Raw genomic sequence first — 18,950 nt, forward strand, 5'->3', positions numbered from 1 at the left:
TTCTTTCGTGGGGGTCGTTGTTGTGGAAAATTCGACGGGGAAGGTCCCCGCCGCCTAAACCTTTAAAAACTTATAGTTATATGGAAGATTTGAATTTCAGAAAAGGAGATGCAAAGACCGAAGTATTCGGTTCGAACCGTATGTTGCAACCCTCACCGGTAGAGAAAATCCCCGAAGGGCCTACCACTCCGGAGATTGCCTACCAGATGGTGAAGGATGAAACGTTTGCGCAGACCCAGCCCCGTTTGAACCTGGCTACGTTCGTCACTACTTATATGGACGAATACGCAACCAAGTTGATGAACGAAGCTATCAACATCAACTACATCGACGAAACCGAGTATCCCCGCATCGCCGTAATGAACGGTAAATGTATCAACATCGTCGCCAATCTGTGGAACTCTCCGGAAAAAGAAACCTGGAAAACCGGCGCGCTCGCCATCGGTTCTTCAGAAGCATGTATGCTGGGTGGTGTGGCCGCATGGCTGCGTTGGCGCAAGAAACGCCAGGCTCAAGGCAAACCGTTCGACAAACCGAACTTCGTTATCTCGACCGGTTTCCAGGTGGTATGGGAAAAATTCGCCCAACTGTGGCAGATTGAAATGCGTGAAGTGCCCCTGACACTCGACAAGACCACGCTCGACCCCGAAGAAGCTCTGAAAATGTGTGATGAGAACACTATCTGTATCGTACCTATCCAGGGTGTTACATGGACAGGACTGAATGACGACGTTGAAGCCCTTGACAAAGCGCTCGACGCATACAACGCCAAGACCGGCTACGACATTCCTATCCACGTAGATGCTGCAAGCGGCGGCTTTATCCTTCCGTTCCTGTATCCTGAAAAGAAATGGGACTTCCGTTTGAAATGGGTACTTTCCATCAGTGTCAGCGGTCACAAGTTCGGCTTGGTTTATCCGGGTCTGGGTTGGGTTTGCTGGAAAGGCAAAGAATATCTGCCCGAAGAAATGTCATTCAGCGTAAACTACCTCGGCGCCAATATTACCCAAGTAGGTTTGAACTTCTCCCGTCCCGCCGCACAGATTTTAGGACAGTATTACCAATTTATCCGCTTAGGCTTCCAGGGTTACAAAGAAGTACAGTACAATTCACTCACAATCGCCAAGTATATCCATGACGAAATCGGTAAAATGGCTCCGTTCGTCAACTATTCCAACGAGGTGGTGAACCCGTTGTTCATCTGGTATTTGAAACCGGAATACGCAAAGACCGCCAAATGGACGCTGTACGACTTGCAGGATAAACTTTCGCAACACGGTTGGATGGTTCCGGCCTATACGCTGCCTTCCAAACTGGAAGATTACGTAGTGATGCGCGTCGTGGTCCGTCAAGGATTCAGCCGCGACATGGCGGACATGTTGCTGGGCGACATCAAGAATGCCATTGCCGAACTGGAGAAACTGGACTACCCCACTCCTACCCGCATGGCACAGGACAAGAACCTGCCGGTAGAAAGCAAAATCTTCAATCACGGCGGCAGACGTCACAAAAAGTGATAAAGTCATAATCACTCTACTGCCTTATCACTTTAACACAGTATATATAAATATGGAAAAGAAAATATCAATCTCTCAAATCAAGGAAGTTGCCCAACAAGCCTATAATGAGGTGAAAGGACAAACAGGCGGCAAGAATGCGGATTATATTCCGTACCTTGCCAATATAGATTCCAAATTGTTCGGCCTCAGCATTTGCCTGATGAACGGACAGACCATCAATATCGGAGATACGGACTACCGTTTCGGCATAGAATCCGTGTCAAAGGTACATACCGCCATACTTATCCTGCGCCAGTACGGTGCGCAGAAAGTGTTGGATATGATTGGCGCCGATGCAACAGGACTGCCGTTCAACTCTATCATCGCTATTTTGCTGGAGAACGACCATCCCTCTACGCCATTGGTAAATGCCGGAGCCATTTCCGCTTGCTCCATGGTACAGCCGGCAGGCAATTCGGACAAGAAATGGGATGCCATCGTACAGAACATCACAGAACTGTGCGGCTCCGCTCCGCAGCTTATCGACGAACTGTACAAATCGGAAACGGCTACGAACTTCAATAACCGCTCCATTGCCTGGTTATTGAAGAATTACAACCGTATCTACGATGATCCGGATTTGGCGCTCGACCTTTATACCCGCCAATGCTCACTGGGTATCACAGCCGAACAATTGGGCATTGCAGCCGGAACGATTGCCAACAACGGCGTTAATCCCGTCACCAAACAAAACGTGTTTGAGGCCGGGCTCGCGCCGAAAATCACTTCAATGATTTCCACCGTAGGCTTCTACGAGCATTCAGGCGACTGGATGTACACTGCCGGCATACCCGCCAAGAGCGGTGTAGGCGGTGGCGTAATGGCCGTACTGCCCGGTGTGATGGGTGTTTCCGCTTTCGCTCCCCCGTTGGACGAAGCCGGCAACTCCGTCAAAGCGCAACTGGCTATCAAGTTCATCATGAACAAGCTCGGTCTGGGCGTATTCAACGGTGACAATGTGACGATTACAGAATAATCTCTCATACTCTTTTTTCCAAGGTTGCTCCAAAAGCGTCGCGAACGCCGAGGGGCAACCTATTTAATGATGAATGATGAGTTGCAGGTGGCAACTCGTCACAAAACAGACCTCATTATGAAAATGGCTCTATCGGAATTCGTTTTGCGAAAAAAAGGAATATACGGCATCCTGCATGTCATCATCCTGCTGCTTTCGCTGTTTTTGGTAATCAGCATCTCCATCGATACGTTCAAAGGCATCCCTTTCTACGAGCAATCGGTGTACATGGAAGTACAGTTGTGGATTTGCGCATTGTTCCTGGCGGACTTTGTGCTGGAGTGGATTCTGGCAACAGACAAGAAACGGTATGTCGCCACGCATTTCATCTTCCTGCTGGTGGCAATTCCTTATCAGAATATCATAGCCTATATGGGCTGGACTTTCTCACCCGAAATTACCTATATGCTGCGTTTTATCCCGTTAGTACGGGGCGGCTATGCCATGGCTATCGTGGTGGGCTGGCTGACGTACAACCGCGCATCGGGTCTGTTCGTATCCTACCTGACCATGTTGCTGGCTACCGTCTACTTCTCAAGCCTTGCCTTCTACGTCATGGAGCATGGAACCAATCCTTTGGTTACGGGCTATGGCGATGCTTTGTGGTGGGCGTTCATGGATGTGACCACGGTAGGCTCCAACATAATAGCGGCCACCGTCACCGGACGGGTATTGTCCGTGCTGCTGGCGGCGTTGGGCATGATGATGTTCCCTATTTTCACAGTATATGTAACGAGCCTGGTAGAGAGGCGTAACAAGGAAAAGCAGGACTATTATAAAAAGATAGAACAGAAACAGGAGCCTGCAAACAGCGCTCCTTAATTGTTAAAACCAAGATTTTCCCTTACCCGCCGGGAACAACTGTTCCCAGGGGTTGTTATAAACGCTGATTTTGAATATATTTTTCATCTAAAACCTTAACTTATGGCAAATATTAAACAAACAGTGAAGCTGGGCGTGTTTACCCTGGCAATCATGAATGTGACGGCAGTAGTATCCCTGCGTGGACTGCCCGCCGAGGCCGTGTACGGAATGAGTTCGGCCTTCTATTACTTATTTGCGGCCATAGTTTTCCTTATCCCGACGTCACTCGTCGCTGCGGAATTGGCTGCTATGTTTCAAGACAAACAAGGCGGTGTGTTCCGCTGGGTGGGCGAAGCCTACGGAAAGAAGCTCGGCTTCCTCGCTATCTGGGTACAGTGGATTGAAAGTACGATCTGGTATCCTACGGTGCTGACGTTCGGCGCTGTGTCCATTGCGTTTATCGGCATGAATGACGTGCACGACATGTCGCTGGCGAACAACAAGTATTACACGCTGGTCGTGGTGCTCGTTATCTACTGGCTGGCAACTTTCATCTCTCTGAAAGGTATGAGCTGGGTAGGAAAAGTCGCTAAAGTCGGCGGTTTGGTAGGTACGATTATCCCTGCCGGATTACTGATTGTACTCGGTATCATCTACCTTGCAACAGGCGGGCATTCCAATATGGACTTCCACAGCAGCTTCTTCCCGGACCTGACGAACTTTGACAATGTGGTGCTCGCCGCAAGTATCTTCCTCTTTTATGCAGGTATGGAGATGGGCGGTATCCACGTGAAGGATGTCAACAATCCGTCTAAGAACTATCCGAAGGCTGTGTTTATCGGCGCGCTGATTACGGTGCTTATCTTCGTGTTGGGTACATTCGCTCTGGGTGTCATTATTCCGGCCAAGGATATCAGCCTTACACAGAGTTTGCTGGTAGGCTTCGACAACTACTTCCGTTATATCCACGCTTCCTGGTTGTCACCGATTATAGCCATTGCGCTGGCGTTCGGCGTGCTGGCAGGTGTACTGACATGGGTCGCCGGTCCGTCCAAAGGTATCTTTGCCGTAGGTAAAGCAGGTTATATGCCCCCGTTCTTCCAGAAAACGAACAAGCTGGGTGTACAAAAGAACATTCTGTTCGTGCAAGGCGGCGCTGTAACCATATTAAGCCTTTTGTTCGTGGTGATGCCTTCGGTGCAAAGCTTCTATCAGATTCTTTCACAGTTGACGGTGGTTCTTTACCTCATCATGTATATGCTGATGTTCTCCGGAGCTATCGTATTGCGTTATAAGATGAAGAAGCTGAACCGTCCGTTCCGTATCGGTAAAGGCGGTAACGGTCTGATGTGGCTTGTCGGCGGTCTCGGTTTCTGCGGCTCATTGCTCGCGTTCGTACTGAGCTTCATCCCGCCCAGCCAGATTTCTACCGGCAGCAATACCGTATGGTTCTCCGTGCTTATCATCGGCGCGCTTATCGTGGTAATCGCTCCGTTCATCATCTACGCTTCCAAGAAGCCGGGCTGGGTTGACCCGAACAGTACTTTCGAACCGTTCCATTGGGAAGAACAACCGGCCGCGCAAGTTGCGGGTAAAACAGCCACAGTGACTGCCGGAACAAGCGCTTCGGCGACCGCAAGCGAGAGCGTCGCACCTGCTTCTACGGGAAATACTCCGTCGGCAAACGGCGGCAATGGCAGTAAAGCTCCGAATACTCCCCCTAAAGGGTAAAGACAGGCTTGCCATATAATTTTGCCTATAATGAAAATCCTTTTGATGTACATCATACAGGATTTTCATTATAGGCAAAATCTTTTATATCAACTGTCAAACTAAAACAAGCAGCAAATCAAAAGCCGGACTTACACTTCCAAACGCTCGAAGATATTGGCGGCAAGCGTTTCGCACGCCCGCTGATAGTCCGTTACCAGTTCATCCATTACTTCCGCAACCGTCTGTATTCCTTTCTCATTGAGCAAGGCGGAAGCCTGTCCTATTTCAAGTTCGCCTTCTTCAAGGTCTCCTTCGAAGATACCGCGTTTGGCACGTCCTTTCGACAAGAGGATGCGCAACTCTTCTTCCGTAGCTCCGACAGCCTCGGCAGCCGTCACCGCCCGCTGAAAATTGCCGCGGGCCAAACGTACGGGAGATAATTTCTTTAGTAATAAACGGGTGTCACCCTCTTTCAGACGCAGGCAGTACTCTTTAAACACTTCGCTGGCAGAGCTTTCTTCGGTCAAGGCAAACCGCGTACCGACCTGAACGCCCTCGGCTCCCAAAGCGCGCATGGCGAGAATCGCCTCACCGGTGGCGATGCCGCCGGCAGCAATCAGGGGCAATGCGGTAACCGCGCGTACGGCAGGAATCAGACAAAGAGTGGTCGTCTCCTCACGCCCGTTGTGTCCGCCGGCTTCAAAGCCCTCGGCAACAATGGCGTCTACGCCGGCCGCCTCGGCTTTCATGGCGAAGCGCGATGATGAAACGACATGTACCACTGTGACGCCGTGTTTCTTCAGCCAGCCTGTCCATGCTTTAGGGTTTCCGGCAGAAGTAAACACGATACGCACCCCCTCATCCACCACAATCCGCATGATTTCTTCTATCTGGGGATACATTAAAGGAATATTCACTCCAAACGAATGATGCGTGGCCGCACGGCACTTCTGTATATGTTCGCGTAAAGTTTCGGGATGCATGGAACCTGCGCCCAACAGTCCCAAGCCACCGGCATTACTCACTGCCGACGCCAACCGCCAGCCACTACACCACACCATGCCACCTTGAATGATGGGGTATTTTATCCCAAACAGAGAAGTTATTCTATCCATTGTTTATCCTTTAAAGGTTTGTCTTTATGAAAACAAGGATAAGAGAAAGAAAGTTCAATATTTAAGAAATTAAAGACGGGATACTCCTATTTGATTATTGCCTCTTTACGGCGGGCGCTAACGGAATCACCATAAGCTTTTAATACTTCCAGCGTACGTGCGCGACGCCTCGCCGCTTTCCTGTTCCAGAACTCTTTTGTGAAAGGACGCATAAAATCGCCTGTAAATCCGCTGCTGCCGGTACCCCGCCAACTTCCTACCGCCATATTGTTGGCACGCTCGGTCACCATATAGCGCAAACCCGTAGCTTCTATTTGTTCGATACTTTCGCGAGGCCCGGCATCCATGGGAGTTTTAGCCCAATCGGAATAGATGAAACGCGTGGTCAGTTCGTAGAACGGATCGCCCCGCCATGTATTCTTATTCACTGTAATTTTTTTCTGATAGACGGGGTCCCAGTTGTATTTGGTATTCGCGGTATAAGGCCGCAGGGTAAGCACCACCTTTTTCTCCGGCATCCGAGGCATTACGGGTAAGGCGGTATTAAAGTCCAGCCATGTTTTATGCACATCGGCTTTCGGAGAACCCGAAGGAGCATCGGCGCCCATCTCTTTCAACACGTCCGGATTCAGCTTCACCTCTCCCCCGCCATTCAGCAACCGGTGCAAACGCAAAGAGTCTTGCGGTGTCCACTCTTGAGCGTAAAGGGGGAAGGCTACCGCACAAAGCAGCCCTAAAAAGAGAATAGAATACTTCACCCGATTAATTTTTATACCTTATACTTTATACCTTATCTCACCACCACATATAGCCGCTTCCGCAAAGCGGTTCGTCATAGCAAGGGTCGATGGTCCACATGGTACGCGGATATTTCCGGCCTTCCCACCAACGGCGATAACGGGCGGCCGCATCGAGCACCTCTTCATCGGTCAGGAAGTAGATGCCCTCATAGTTTTCGGCATCCACATGCACCATTTTGCATCCCATCGAGGCGTTATGTCCCAGGCGAATCGTTTCCACCGTCCACAGAATGCACTCGCCCAACCGCAATTTCCCGCCTGCCGAATAAGATACGGGAGCCAGCGGGAAGGAAGGTATCACCGTTAAATCCTCGGCATATTTCAAGAGCTCTTCAATATCTTCTTTGGCGAACTTGGGCACATTGCTCAGCCCCTCAGGGCTTTGAGCCGAGTATTTTCCCGCCTTCAGTTGCTTCACAAACAAATCCACATCCGGATGATTATAATCCAGCGATTCTTCTCCGCAAGATACAAGCGCAAGGCAGCATACCATCGCGAGCATTACGTATCCGTATTTATATATTTTACAAAGAGTATTCATTTTGTTGTACTGTCTTTAAGGTTAATAAGTCATACGCACTCCGCACAAAAGGTTCAGGTTCGTGGGGCGTTCCGTTCGCAAAGTTCCGGTTTCGGAATCCGTATCGAAATGATGGGAAACCGAAGGCTCGGCAAACAAAGCAAAGCGGTCGTTCAATTTGTAACGCACCCCTACTCCTGCCGCTACCGACAGTTGAACGGGCTCCGCATGAAAGCCGTTATCCGAAGCGCCGGCAATACATTTTTCGGCGGCTCCGCCTACGGTGGCATATAAATCGACTTTCGGAGTACTTGCCAGCGTCATATTCAATTTTACGGGAATGGCCAAAGTGTGCAGCGTACGGTCGGCGGGCAAACGATTGTACCGGATACCCGTTTCCAAAGCGAGCCAATTGTTCAGACTGCGTTCCACTGTAACTCCCGCCGTCAGCGGCATATTGCAGTCGCCTTCAGGGAGCGAGGTGCCGAGAGCCGCTTTCAACGCCCACTTACGCGATTTCCGATATTTTACAGGAGCGGATTCCTGTTCTTCTTCCGCGGGAACAGCGGAAAAGGCATCCGAAGCAACGTCTGCCTGAGCGGTGGCGTTCTGATAAGGACTACCGGCCTGTGAAACGGTATTGTTGTCGAAGTAACCGCCACCGGCCTGTACTCGCTGCCTGATAGTAATGGAAAGCCGGACGGAAACGGATTCGCCCTCATCTTCCGCCTGGTCAGTCAGGCCTGCGGGAGTTCCGCTTGCGGGTCGCTTCATGCCGGAATGCTGCGCCGTCGGGGTTGCCGGACGGATGGACGGGAAAGACTCCTGCACCACATCACCGTTCAGACTGCCTTCCGGTGTCAAAACAACCACTTGCGTAAAGGCTTCCTTTATTTCCTCTTTCGGAGAGAAGTACCAGAAAGCGGCCGATGCGGCTCCCAACACAAATATAACGGATGCGGCAGCCGCCACCCGATAATATTTCGGAGAAAGAAACGCAGCCCTCTTCCGGTCTTCCGAGGCGGAAGACGCCACGTCTTCCCGCAACTTCTCCCAGAAGCCTTTGCGTACCGTCATCTCTGTGCCGGCCAGACGGCTGCGGAACAATCCGGTTATTTCATCTTTTTCTCTCATATTCGGTATATTCTTTAATTCTTTTCGCTAACATACACTTGGCACGATGCAATTGCGAGGTAGACGAATGCTCCTTGATATGGAGCAGCTCCGCTATTTCCTTGTGCGACTTTTCCTCGAAGACGTACAAGTTGAACACGGTACGGCATCCGTCGGGAAGCTCCGCCACAAATGCCATCAGCACTTCTTCCGACAAGCGGCTCCCGCTTTCGGCAACACTTGCTTCGTCCTGCACATCGGGAAGCTGTTCTTCGTTTACCACCAGTTGGCTGAAACGGTGCTTCCGCCGCAGATAGTCGATGGCCTGCGTCACCATGACCCTCGTCACCCATGTGCTCAACGCACATTCGCCACGAAACGTGAAACGGGTGAAGATTTTGATAAAGCCGTCATGCAAAACATCGTGCGCCGCATCCATATCGCCCGTATAACGGTAGCACACCGCCAACATCTGTTTGGAATAGAGAGTGTAAAGTTCCTTTCGGGCGGAATCCTTTCCTGCCCGGCAGCCCTCTATCAGTTCTATCTCATTTTCCAATGTCAGTGCTCGTTTTACGGACGCCTCTTCGCGTCGTTTGTCAGTTAGACGCAGCATCCGGAAGAATGCTGCAACAGAATCTCTAAAAAGAAGTTAAAGAATCGCAGAATTAAAACAGAAGACCTTCCATAAGCTTGCTTACACGATGCAATCCTTACAGAAGGTCTTACTTTTATTCAGGTTATCAATGCAGGCGCTTTATCAGCAAGCTTTAAAGCTCATGTCCAGTCCTTTTACGGAATGCGTCAAAGCACCCACCGAAATAAAGTCTACTCCACATTCGGCATAGTCGCGCAGTGTATCGAAAGTAATGCCGCCGGAAGATTCCGTTTCGTAACGTCCCGCTACCATTTCCACGGCTTTTCTGGTCATTTCTGGTGTAAAGTTATCGAACATGATACGGTCTACACCGCCCAAATCGAGTACCTGTTGCAGCTCGTCGAAGTTGCGCACTTCAATCTCTATCTTGAGGTCTTTACCTTTCTCCTTGCAATATTCTTTGGCGCGGGTAATGGCTTTGTCGATACCGCCGGCAAAATCCACATGATTGTCTTTCAGCAGAATCATATCGAACAGGCCGATACGGTGGTTCACGCCGCCGCCTATCTTTACAGCCATCTTCTCCAGAATACGCATGCCCGGAGTTGTCTTGCGGGTATCGAGCACACGGGTATTCGTTCCTTTCAACTTCCCGGCATACCGATGTGTCATGGTGGCGATACCGCTCATACGCTGCATAATGTTGAGCATCAGACGCTCGGTCTGCAACAGAGATTGTATCCTGCCTTCCACGATCATGGCTACGTCACCCGGCTTCACTTCCGCACCGTCGTTGATGAATACTTCCACTTTCATCTCAGGGTCGAAACGGCGGAACACTTCTTTGGCTACTTCAATGCCGGCAAGGATACCGGTTTCTTTAATCAAAAGTTTGGATTTGCCCATTGCCGTGGCAGGGATGCACGAAAGGGTGGTGTGGTCACCATCGCCTATATCCTCGGCAAAGGCCAGGTCTATCAGCCTGTCAATCAATTCTTCTTCCTTATTCATTTGTTTTATCTATTCTTATTTGATGTATCACGTATTTGTCCGCCACTTTTCTAAAGAAACAATTCACCCGGAAGTTTCCGTTTGCGGTTGCCAACGTACCGACTATGAAGCCCGATTCATTGCGTTTTCCCTGATGGTTCACCGTAAAACCGCTCACCTGATTGCCGGAAAAGAAAGCGGCCATCTTTCCCTCTGCCGTCCGGCGGTCGACATTGATTGGACGATTCTCCAGAATCAACTCTACTTTATCACTCAGATGCCCGTTCAGCTCCTGAGAATCTCCCTTCTTAAAGGCCGTGACCACTCCCGCCGGCACATCTTGCGCCACGAGCGAAACCGCCCGGACAAAGAGACAGAGCCATAATATTACTACTCGTTTATTCATTTTCACAAGTATTAATGATAGGCAAAGGTAAGCAAATCTTGTAAATAACAAGAAAAAAGGCCGATTTTATTTTATTAACCTTCCATAAGTACAGCCATCATGAAAGGAATAATTCGTCCTGCGGGATGGAATTATCCGTCCCGCAAGACGGATTGTTTCATCTCACGGGATGAATTTATTTGTCTCGTGAGACGGATTATTCCGTCCCATGGGATGAAATAAATAATACACAGAGAAAAGCGGCATTCTCACGAGAAAGGGTTATTTTTGCACGAAAATCAGTAATTCACATGAAAACGACTTTGCTCGTCGTAGGACGAACCGTAGAACAGCACTTTATCACAGCCATCAATGACTACATACAGCGCACACGGCGCTATCTCTCGTTTGATATGGAAGTCATCCCGGAGTTGAAAAATACCAAAAGCCTTTCCATGGACGTACAAAAAGAGAAAGAGGGCGAACTCATCCTGAAAGCTCTCCAACCGGGTGATGTAGTGGTGCTGCTGGACGAGGGGGGAAAAGAAATGCGCTCCATAGAGTTCGCGGACTATATGAAGCGCAAGATGAATACCGTAAACAAACGGCTGGTTTTTATTATCGGCGGACCTTACGGTTTCTCCCCCAAAGTTTATGCAGCGGCACACGAGAAACTGTCTCTTTCGCGCATGACCTTTTCGCATCAGATGATAAGGCTTATCTTCGTGGAGCAGCTTTACCGTGCCATGACGATACTGAACGGCGGACCGTATCACCACGAATAATCGCGAGAAAGCCTATCCCTGAACCTGTCTCCGGACACAGACACCGCAGACGGTATCCCGGCACAGATACAGCCCCTCTTAAACAATCTCCTGCAACAGAGCCGGAATTTCGGGAGTATTGTTCTTTATAACCGTAATACGGTTCTTCCCTTCCGGCGTCAACGCGAAGTGCATCTGACGCTTATCCGCTTTTCCCACCAGGCGGGTTATCAGCTTCTTCTCCTCTACCGAACGGATTATCTTGGAAGCATTGGAGGCTGACAGTCCGAGCGCTTCCGCTATCTCGCTGGAAGTGAGTTTGGGGGTGTTGAGCAGGGTACACAACAGCATACCCTCATTCAACGACAAATCAAACTCCTGCATGAATTTTACTTCAAACTCGGCTATCGCCCGGTAAATATCGCGGATTCTACATAAAGTTTCCATTATTCCTGTTTATATAAATAGATTCACATTCGCCTTGTCCGCGCGCTCCATATAGGTAGCTACACCGCCTATGGTAACTTCGTCCAGCAATTCTTCGCGCCGGATACCCATCATATCCATAGACATCTGACAAGCTATAAATTCAACGCCCTGCGCCAACGCCTGAGAACGCAACGATTCCAACGAATCTATCCCTTTCCGTTTCATCAGGAAGCGCATCATCCGGCTGCCCATTCCCATCATATTCATCTTGGACAGTTTCAGTTTCAATGAGTTGGACGGGAGCATCATGCCGAACATCTTTCCGAAAATATCTTTCTCCGTCCGGGGCTTCTGCATCTTCTTCAAGACATTCAATCCCCAGAAGGTGAAGAATATCGACACTTTCTGTCCGGTGGCCGCTGCGCCGTTAGCGAGTACAAAGGTAGCTAAAGCCTTGTCTAAATCATCGCTAAAAAGAATTAAAGTTTTTCCCCGTCCGCCTGCTGCCGGAAGAGATGACGGACAGGCACAGGCCTCATCGCCCTTTTCAAGCAACACCGTGTAACGTCCTTTTTCTTCTTTTTTCTCTATCAGTTTGTTGCCCGTAGTGGCGCACCAGGCAGAAGCGTCACGTGCGAAACCCGCATCGGTCGCCACAATTTCCACCCGCTCGCCCGGAGCAATGCTGTCCATGGCTTTCTTTACCTGCATGATAGGGCCGGGACATTGCAGGCCGCAGGCATTAACCCTCAAAGGTTCTTTGGCAGAACCGCCCTGCGCCGATTGTGACGGAGCGGATGCAGCAGGCTGCGCCGGCGATGGTGCCATAGGAGCAGGAACGGGCGCCACTGCCGTAGAATAGGTCTTATATCCGCCTATCAAGTTGAATGTGTTACGATAGCCGCGCCCTATCAGGATACGTTGCGCCAGATATCCGCGCAAACCTACGGCGCAGAAGAGAACAACGGGCTTATCCGTAGGTATTTCCGACAAATGGTCGCGCATCCCGTCCAGCGGAATATTGACAGCTCCCGGAATCGTTCCGAACGAGAATTCCTCGGGCGTACGGGTATCTATCAGCATTACCTCGTCTTTCTTCTCAGCCAGTTCGCGCCAGGAGATAACCGGCATTGCACCGCTGATAATATTGGAAGCCACATATCCGGCTATGGCGATGGGGTCTTTTGCCGATGAGAAAGGCGGCGCATAGGCATGTTCCGTTTCCATCAAATCATAAACGGTTCCACCGTGTTTGATAAGTCCCGCTATCTGGTCGATGCGCTTATCCACTCCCTCATAACCCACACATTGCGCGCCATAGAGTTTACCGGTTTTCGGGTGGAACGTCAGTTTCAAAGTCAAGGGCAATGCATCGGGATAATAACCTGCGTGCGAAGCCGAATGGGTTACCGAGCTTTGATACTCCATTCCCCATTGTTTCAGACGCTTGGCGGCCAGTCCGGTAGACGCTACCGTCATATCGAAGACTTTGGCGATGGATGTACCGATGGCGCCTTCATAGGATGTGGTATTGCCCAATGCCATATTGTCGGCAACAATACGTCCCTGACGGTTGGCCGGATTAGCCAGATAGTTGAGCCACGGTTTTCCGGTCAACGGATGAGGATATTCGATGGCATCGCCTACGGCATAGATGTCTTTTACGGAAGTTTCCAAGTGCTCGTCCACCCAGATACCGCCCATTTCCCCCAACTTCAGACCGGCCTGTTGCGCCAATGCCGTTGCCGGACGCACACCGATAGAAAGCAATACCATATCGGCGGGAATCGTCTTTCCGCTTTTCAGGAAGACAGTAATTCCCTGTTCGGTGCGACGGAAATGGGTAACGCCCTCTTCCAAGTAAAGGGAAACGCCTTTTTGAATTAAATGCTGGTGGATATGTGCAGCCATAGAGAAATCGATGGGCGCCATAACCTGGTTGCCCATTTCTACAACCGAAACCGCAACGCCCGCATGATGCAGGTTTTCCGCCATTTCAAGTCCGATGAAGCCCGCTCCCACTACAACCGCGCGTTTTACTTGTTTGTCTGTGATATAAGCCTTGATTTGGTCGGTATCTTCCACATTGCGAAGCGTAAAGATGCCTTCCGAATCGATGCCTTCCAAAGGCGGTTTTACCGGATTGGCTCCCGGAGAAAGCAGAAGTTTGTCATAAGTTTCTTCATATTCCTTTCCGTCGGCTTTGCGGATAGTCAGTGTCTTCTTTTCCGGGTCGATGGCGACCGCTTCATTCTCTACCCGTACATCAATCCGGAAACGTTGGCCGAAAGATGCGGGAGTCTGAACCAACAGTTTCTCACGCTCGGCAATAACGCCACCGATATAATAAGGCAATCCGCAATTGGCATACGAAATGTATTTGCCTTTCTCCAATAAAATGATTTCAGCCTGTTCGTCTACTCTTCTTAACCGGGCGGCAGCTGTAGCTCCACCTGCAACACCACCAATAATTACATATTTCATACTTCTTTCTTTTAGTTTGATGCTGCAAAGAAAGCAATAATTTCCAATATAAAATAGTTTCCTTTGGAAAATAATGTTAATCGGCTATATTTTAATGCCATGAGGGGTGATATCCACATTGGCACACCCCTCATGATATATAATATTTCATTCAAAAGTTTTTCGGAACGGGAATTACCACCCCATCTTATCGAGACCGGCAGCAGTATACCAAGCGGTGGAACGATATGCGGCGGCAGCCTGGGAGTCTAAAGAAAGGGGAATATAATGCGTGACACCATTTGTTTCCTTCATCGAAAACATTCCGGCAACAGCATCAAATCTATAATCAGCAAACGCAGAATAGTTTTTTTCTGTAGTATTCCAATAAACAAGTGCAGAATTAAAGGCTTGTTTCCACATCTTATATTCGACATCGCTTGTCAAATACTGTATTATTCCTTGCATATCAAAATATCCAATATGCCCCTTACTTATACGTTTGTCATAATCGAAAATATTTGCACGAAGTTCTTCCAACGTGACATCCGTTTGCAAAACCTGATTAGTAAGTATAGCTAAATTATCCAACTCTGAGGTTTTCAAAACAGCAACAGAAGTGCCGCCCGTCCAATTCGCATTTGAGATACCAACACCTGCTTTATAATTTTCATTGTAATGATTAAAATAAGCTTCTGCCATTTGAACTGCTGCCCCCTGTTTAAACATCAAAGGCACAACTTTATCATAAGGAGCCCCCGGTCCAGGATTTTCCGTAGGACATCCCATATAATAATCAGTATAATTACGTACTGCATATGCCACCTCAATAGACATCATAAAACAAGCATCGAACATAATAAAATCAAAATGCGGCATTTCATCATCCAACACTTCCACGAAATCAGATATATTCATACGGTTATCCTGTCCCTCACCAGCATCTTGTCCAATCCAACGAGTAGACGCTGAAGGTACAGGATAAGGAATCCAACCATCGGCATGCGACCAATAAACCAATCCATAGCTATCTGCTGGATATTCATAAAAAGTACGATGCATAACCTCTTTCATCACATCGACATCCGTAGATACCTGCTCAGCATACTTCTTAACAATCTGCCTCTCAACATTACCTTTCTTATCTTTTGCTATACGGAATAAAATAGGACTATCCCCATTATCATCCAAATAAATCAAGAGATTATATAAAGAAGTATCTATTGATTTCATACCTACTAGCATCTCATCAATATCCTGAGTAGCAAAATTGCTCGGATAAGAAGACTCCAAACCATTTTTATCCGCTACGATATAAACAAGCACGGTTTTACTTCCCGCTTCGGGTGGCACAGGGTCATCATCTTGGTTACAGGACGTAAACAAAAAAAGGAAAGACGCGCACAGCAGGGTATAAAGTTTCAATCTCATAGTCATTCGTATAATTCCGGGAAGCAATGATTACTCTTCCGGCTTCTTAAAACTAAACTTGTCCGGCGCAATAGCTTGCAGCACCATTGTTCCTTTCTTATACTTCGCCTTTACCTTGACAGCTTCCTTTTCCAGTTTCTTTCTGCTTTCACTGAAATAGACCATACACGTATAATCGGGTTTCTTCAAATCGTACTCCAGGTAGTTCTTCAACTGATAGCTATACAAATCGCGTTTGGGCAGAAAACCGTTCTTATCCAGCGCCGCGCTATCCAAGACCTGAATTTCCGTACAATACACTATCGAATCATTGAAAGACGCCGCTACACCAAAAGCGTAAACCGGCTTATGACTTTTCATTGTAAATGCCGTACACAAAGTAAATACGAGCATTACTGCAAATACTATTTTTACGTGCTTCATAATTTCTTTTTGTTTATTTAATGGGGCAAAGATAATGTAAACCGAAAGCAGAACAAAATAAGCACGCCTATTTTTTATGCGGAGACACCGCTTTATCATGATTTAAAGACGGAAAAAACCGGCCGTCCACGCTGGACAGACCGGTTTACTTAATTTCTTTATTTGTCAGAAACCGATATTCTTATTTATCCCAAATAAGATTTGAGCAATTTGCTACGATTACTTTGTCTTAATCTTCTGATTGCTTTTTCTTTAATCTGGCGGACGCGCTCACGTGTGAGACCAAATTTGTCGCCGATTTCCTCTAATGTCATTTCCTGCTGTCCGATACCGAAAAACATCTGTATGATTTCTTTTTCCCTATCGGTTAACGTAGAAAGAGCTCCCTCGCAAGAGACTCGTTCACCAAAGAGCGGTCGGCCATAGGAGAGTCGTCGTTGACCAACACATCGAGCAGGCTGTTGTCTTCTCCTTCAACGAAAGGCGCGTCCACCGAAATATGGCGACCGGAAACCTTCAGCGTATCAGAGATTTTGTCAACAGGGATTTCCAATTCATCGGCAAGCTCTTCGGGAGACGGGCGACGTTCGTTTTCCTGCTCGAACTTAGAGAAAGCCTTGCTGATTTTGTTCAGCGAGCCTACCTGGTTCAAAGGGAGACGCACAATACGCGACTGCTCTGCCAAAGCCTGCAAAATGGACTGACGTATCCACCATACTGCATAACTGATGAACTTGAAACCACGTGTTTCATCGAACTTTTCGGCAGCCTTAATCAGTCCTAAATTGCCCTCGTTAATCAAGTCGGGCAAACTCAAACCCTGGTTCTGGTACTGTTTGGCTACAGATACAACGAAACGCAGATTGGCACGTGTCAATTTCTCCAGTGCAACACGGTCACCCTTGCGGATGCGCTGAGCGAGCTCTACCTCTTCTTCGACTGTAATGAGGTCTTCGCGACCGATTTCCTGCAAATACTTGTCAAGAGAAGCGCTCTCTCTGTTAGTGATACTTTTGGTAATTTTTAATTGTCTCATTCTTATAATACAGATTTGGGTTGCAAAGTTACGACAAATTATTTATTACAAACAAACTTGCCCGAACTTTTTTACCTTATTTATATCTTACTTATACAACAAAAAGGATGTCGACAAGTATTTGCCGACACCCTCTTTTTCGTCTTTCTTTGCTATTATTACAATCTTCTTACCTATCTGCCTGCTTTTGTCACTCTTGAGTTAAATCCACAGCGTAGCTTGCACGCTTGCCCGACGGGAACATACCGGTGATGAACAGTACCTGATCGGGAGATTGAGTAGCCGCTTTCAGCACTTTCTCCAAATCTTCCACCGACTTCATCTGCACGTTGTTCGCTTTCAGGATAATGAAGCCCTTACGGATACCGGCATCGGCCATCTTACCGTTGGATACTCCGGTTACTTCCAAGCCATAACCCAGATTAAGCTGTCGCTTCAGTTCGGAAGATACAGGCTTGAAGGCTGCACCCAGAAGTTCCATTCCGGCGTCTTTCACAACTTTCGTATTGCCCTGAGAGTTTTTCAGAGTCAACTCAAATTCTTTCTCTTTCTTATCACGGATTACTTTTACCTTCACCTTGTCGCCCGGACGATGCTTGGCCAAAGCTTCCTGCAAATCAGTGAATTTATGCACTTTCTTACCGTCGATACCGATGATAACGTCATCCGACTTCAATACGCCGGCGGCAGAACCACCCTCTACGACTTCGGCAATCAGGACACCTTCTTTCACACCGAGTTCATCGGCTTTCTTTTTCATCTCCTCAGCCAGTCTTTCGTCCATTTGCAGGTCTGTACCCAGCGTAGTACCGGTAATGCCCAGCAAAGCGCGTTGCACCGTACCGAACTGTTTTAAGTCCGCTACAACTTTCGTCATGATACTGGTAGGGATTGCAAAACCGTAACCGGAGTATGCACCTGTCGGTGAATACAGCATGGCGTTGATACCGACCAGCTCGCCTCTTGCATTGACCAGCGCACCACCACTGTTACCCTGGTTGATAGCGGCATCCGTCTGGATGAAAGACTGGATATTCGCAGCCTGTCCGTTGGATGCGGTAGCGCCGATGGCACGAGCCTTTGCGCTGACGATACCGGCCGTAACGGTAGAGTTCAGGTTGAACGGATTACCTACCGCCAACACCCATTCGCCGACTTTCAGCTCGTCGGAATTACCTACCGGCACCGTAGGGAAATCATCTCCCTCAATCTTAATCAGCGCAAGGTCGGTGCTGGGGTCGGTGCCGATGATGCGGCCTTTCAGCTCACGGTCGTCATTCAGTTTTACGGTAATTTCATCAGCGCCTTCAACCACGTGATTGTTGGTTACGATGTAACCGTCCTTAGAAATAATCACACCGGAACCGAAACCTACGCGCGGCTGGGTTTGTATCTGACGCTGCTGTCCGCGGCCGTCACCGAAGAAAAAGTCAAAAATATCCGGCATACCCTGCACCGTTTGAGTTTTACTCAATTGCTTGGCGCGTATATGTACTACGGCGTGAACCGAATTCTCCGCCGCTTGTGTCAAATCAACAGGCTGCGCATCCGTTGCGTTGTAAGCGGCCAACCGCAGGTTATTAGGGTTCTGTTGGAACAACTCGCCAAATGTAGCAGGCTTTTCCTTATTCAGCATCTTATAGGTGGTAACACCAGCTACTCCTGAACTAAGAATTACAATGGCTGCTACTCCAAGGATGTTTTTTGTTGTCTGTTTCATATTACTTTCTAGTCTCTTTAATTGTTAATATTCAAATCTCATTTAACATTCTGACGTTAAAATAACGACAAA

Annotated in this window: 17 protein-coding genes and 1 pseudogene; 5 read left to right on the forward strand and 13 right to left on the reverse strand. The window is 48.4% G+C overall.

Annotation, left to right across the window (positions count from 1 at the left end):
* Window positions 1-80 precede the first annotated feature (80 nt).
* From gad to gadC, 4 genes are all read left to right on the forward strand, one after another.
* Entirely contained in the window at window positions 81-1,517 is a 1,437-nt protein-coding gene (gene gad / locus BHV73_RS09150; protein WP_009121711.1) for a glutamate decarboxylase, read from the forward strand.
* Window positions 1,518-1,569: 52 nt separating this feature from the next.
* Entirely contained in the window at window positions 1,570-2,535 is a 966-nt protein-coding gene (gene glsA, locus BHV73_RS09155; protein ID WP_009121710.1) for a glutaminase A, read from the forward strand.
* A 117-nt stretch (window positions 2,536-2,652) separates the two neighbouring features.
* Window positions 2,653-3,396 (forward strand): potassium channel family protein, encoded by a 744-nt coding sequence (locus BHV73_RS09160; protein ID WP_286738026.1) that lies wholly within the window; start codon window positions 2,653-2,655, stop codon window positions 3,394-3,396.
* A 102-nt stretch (window positions 3,397-3,498) separates the two neighbouring features.
* Entirely contained in the window at window positions 3,499-5,109 is a 1,611-nt protein-coding gene (gene gadC, locus BHV73_RS09165) for a glutamine/gamma-aminobutyrate antiporter GadC (RefSeq protein ID WP_286738027.1), read from the forward strand.
* A gap of 131 nt (window positions 5,110-5,240) precedes the next feature.
* On the opposite strand, the gene BHV73_RS09170 is transcribed toward gadC, so the two are convergent.
* The 7 genes from BHV73_RS09170 to BHV73_RS09200 form a co-directional block, all read right to left on the reverse strand.
* Complete coding sequence (locus tag BHV73_RS09170) at window positions 5,241-6,206, reverse strand: NAD(P)H-dependent flavin oxidoreductase (protein WP_118047938.1); 966 nt, start codon at window positions 6,204-6,206, stop codon at window positions 5,241-5,243.
* A gap of 86 nt (window positions 6,207-6,292) precedes the next feature.
* Entirely contained in the window at window positions 6,293-6,964 is a 672-nt protein-coding gene (locus BHV73_RS09175) for a DUF4858 domain-containing protein (RefSeq protein ID WP_009121706.1), read from the reverse strand.
* A 37-nt stretch (window positions 6,965-7,001) separates the two neighbouring features.
* Window positions 7,002-7,547, reverse strand: coding sequence for a DUF4943 family protein (locus tag BHV73_RS09180; protein ID WP_009121705.1), 546 nt, complete (start codon window positions 7,545-7,547; stop codon window positions 7,002-7,004).
* A gap of 21 nt (window positions 7,548-7,568) precedes the next feature.
* Window positions 7,569-8,660 carry a putative outer membrane beta-barrel protein gene (locus BHV73_RS09185; protein WP_009121704.1) on the reverse strand — a complete coding sequence of 364 codons (1,092 nt, stop codon included), beginning with the start codon at window positions 8,658-8,660 and terminating at the stop codon, window positions 7,569-7,571.
* Complete coding sequence (locus tag BHV73_RS09190) at window positions 8,644-9,255, reverse strand: RNA polymerase sigma factor (RefSeq protein ID WP_009121703.1); 612 nt, start codon at window positions 9,253-9,255, stop codon at window positions 8,644-8,646. The genes BHV73_RS09185 and BHV73_RS09190 overlap by 17 nt, the downstream gene beginning before the upstream one ends.
* Before the next feature lie 144 nt (window positions 9,256-9,399).
* On the reverse strand, window positions 9,400-10,248 hold the full coding sequence (nadC, locus tag BHV73_RS09195) for a carboxylating nicotinate-nucleotide diphosphorylase (protein ID WP_009121702.1): 849 nt from the start codon (window positions 10,246-10,248) through the stop codon (window positions 9,400-9,402).
* A complete protein-coding gene (locus BHV73_RS09200; RefSeq protein ID WP_286738030.1) occupies window positions 10,241-10,633 on the reverse strand; it encodes a DUF4783 domain-containing protein in 393 nt (130 codons plus the stop codon). The genes nadC and BHV73_RS09200 overlap by 8 nt, the downstream gene beginning before the upstream one ends.
* Window positions 10,634-10,923: 290 nt before the next feature.
* On the opposite strand from BHV73_RS09200, the gene rlmH reads away from it, so the two are divergent.
* Window positions 10,924-11,397 (forward strand): 23S rRNA (pseudouridine(1915)-N(3))-methyltransferase RlmH, encoded by a 474-nt coding sequence (rlmH, locus tag BHV73_RS09205; RefSeq protein ID WP_009121699.1) that lies wholly within the window; start codon window positions 10,924-10,926, stop codon window positions 11,395-11,397.
* A gap of 78 nt (window positions 11,398-11,475) precedes the next feature.
* Here the strand turns inward: rlmH and BHV73_RS09210 are convergent, their stop codons facing one another.
* From BHV73_RS09210 to BHV73_RS09235, 6 genes and pseudogenes are all read right to left on the reverse strand, one after another.
* Window positions 11,476-11,823 (reverse strand): MarR family winged helix-turn-helix transcriptional regulator, encoded by a 348-nt coding sequence (locus BHV73_RS09210; protein WP_286738032.1) that lies wholly within the window; start codon window positions 11,821-11,823, stop codon window positions 11,476-11,478.
* Between the two features lie 9 nt (window positions 11,824-11,832).
* The gene (locus tag BHV73_RS09215; RefSeq protein WP_286738034.1) at window positions 11,833-14,289 is read right to left on the reverse strand and encodes an FAD-dependent oxidoreductase; all 2,457 of its coding nucleotides are present in this window, start codon (window positions 14,287-14,289) and stop codon (window positions 11,833-11,835) included.
* 174 nt (window positions 14,290-14,463) lie between these two features.
* Window positions 14,464-15,699, reverse strand: coding sequence for a clostripain-related cysteine peptidase (locus BHV73_RS09220; RefSeq protein WP_286738035.1), 1,236 nt, complete (start codon window positions 15,697-15,699; stop codon window positions 14,464-14,466).
* Between the two features lie 30 nt (window positions 15,700-15,729).
* Window positions 15,730-16,122: a hypothetical protein gene (locus BHV73_RS09225; protein ID WP_022218475.1), complete on the reverse strand. Its 393-nt coding sequence runs from the start codon at window positions 16,120-16,122 to the stop codon at window positions 15,730-15,732.
* A gap of 185 nt (window positions 16,123-16,307) precedes the next feature.
* Window positions 16,308-17,158, reverse strand: a pseudogene (locus tag BHV73_RS09230) (sigma-70 family RNA polymerase sigma factor).
* 190 nt (window positions 17,159-17,348) lie between these two features.
* On the reverse strand, window positions 17,349-18,878 hold the full coding sequence (locus BHV73_RS09235; protein WP_009121693.1) for a Do family serine endopeptidase: 1,530 nt from the start codon (window positions 18,876-18,878) through the stop codon (window positions 17,349-17,351).
* Window positions 18,879-18,950: the final 72 nt, after the last annotated feature.

The organism is Bacteroides sp. 44_46, from assembly GCF_001915465.1.
In the GTDB taxonomy this organism is placed as follows: Bacteria; Bacteroidota; Bacteroidia; order Bacteroidales; family Bacteroidaceae; genus Bacteroides; species Bacteroides clarus.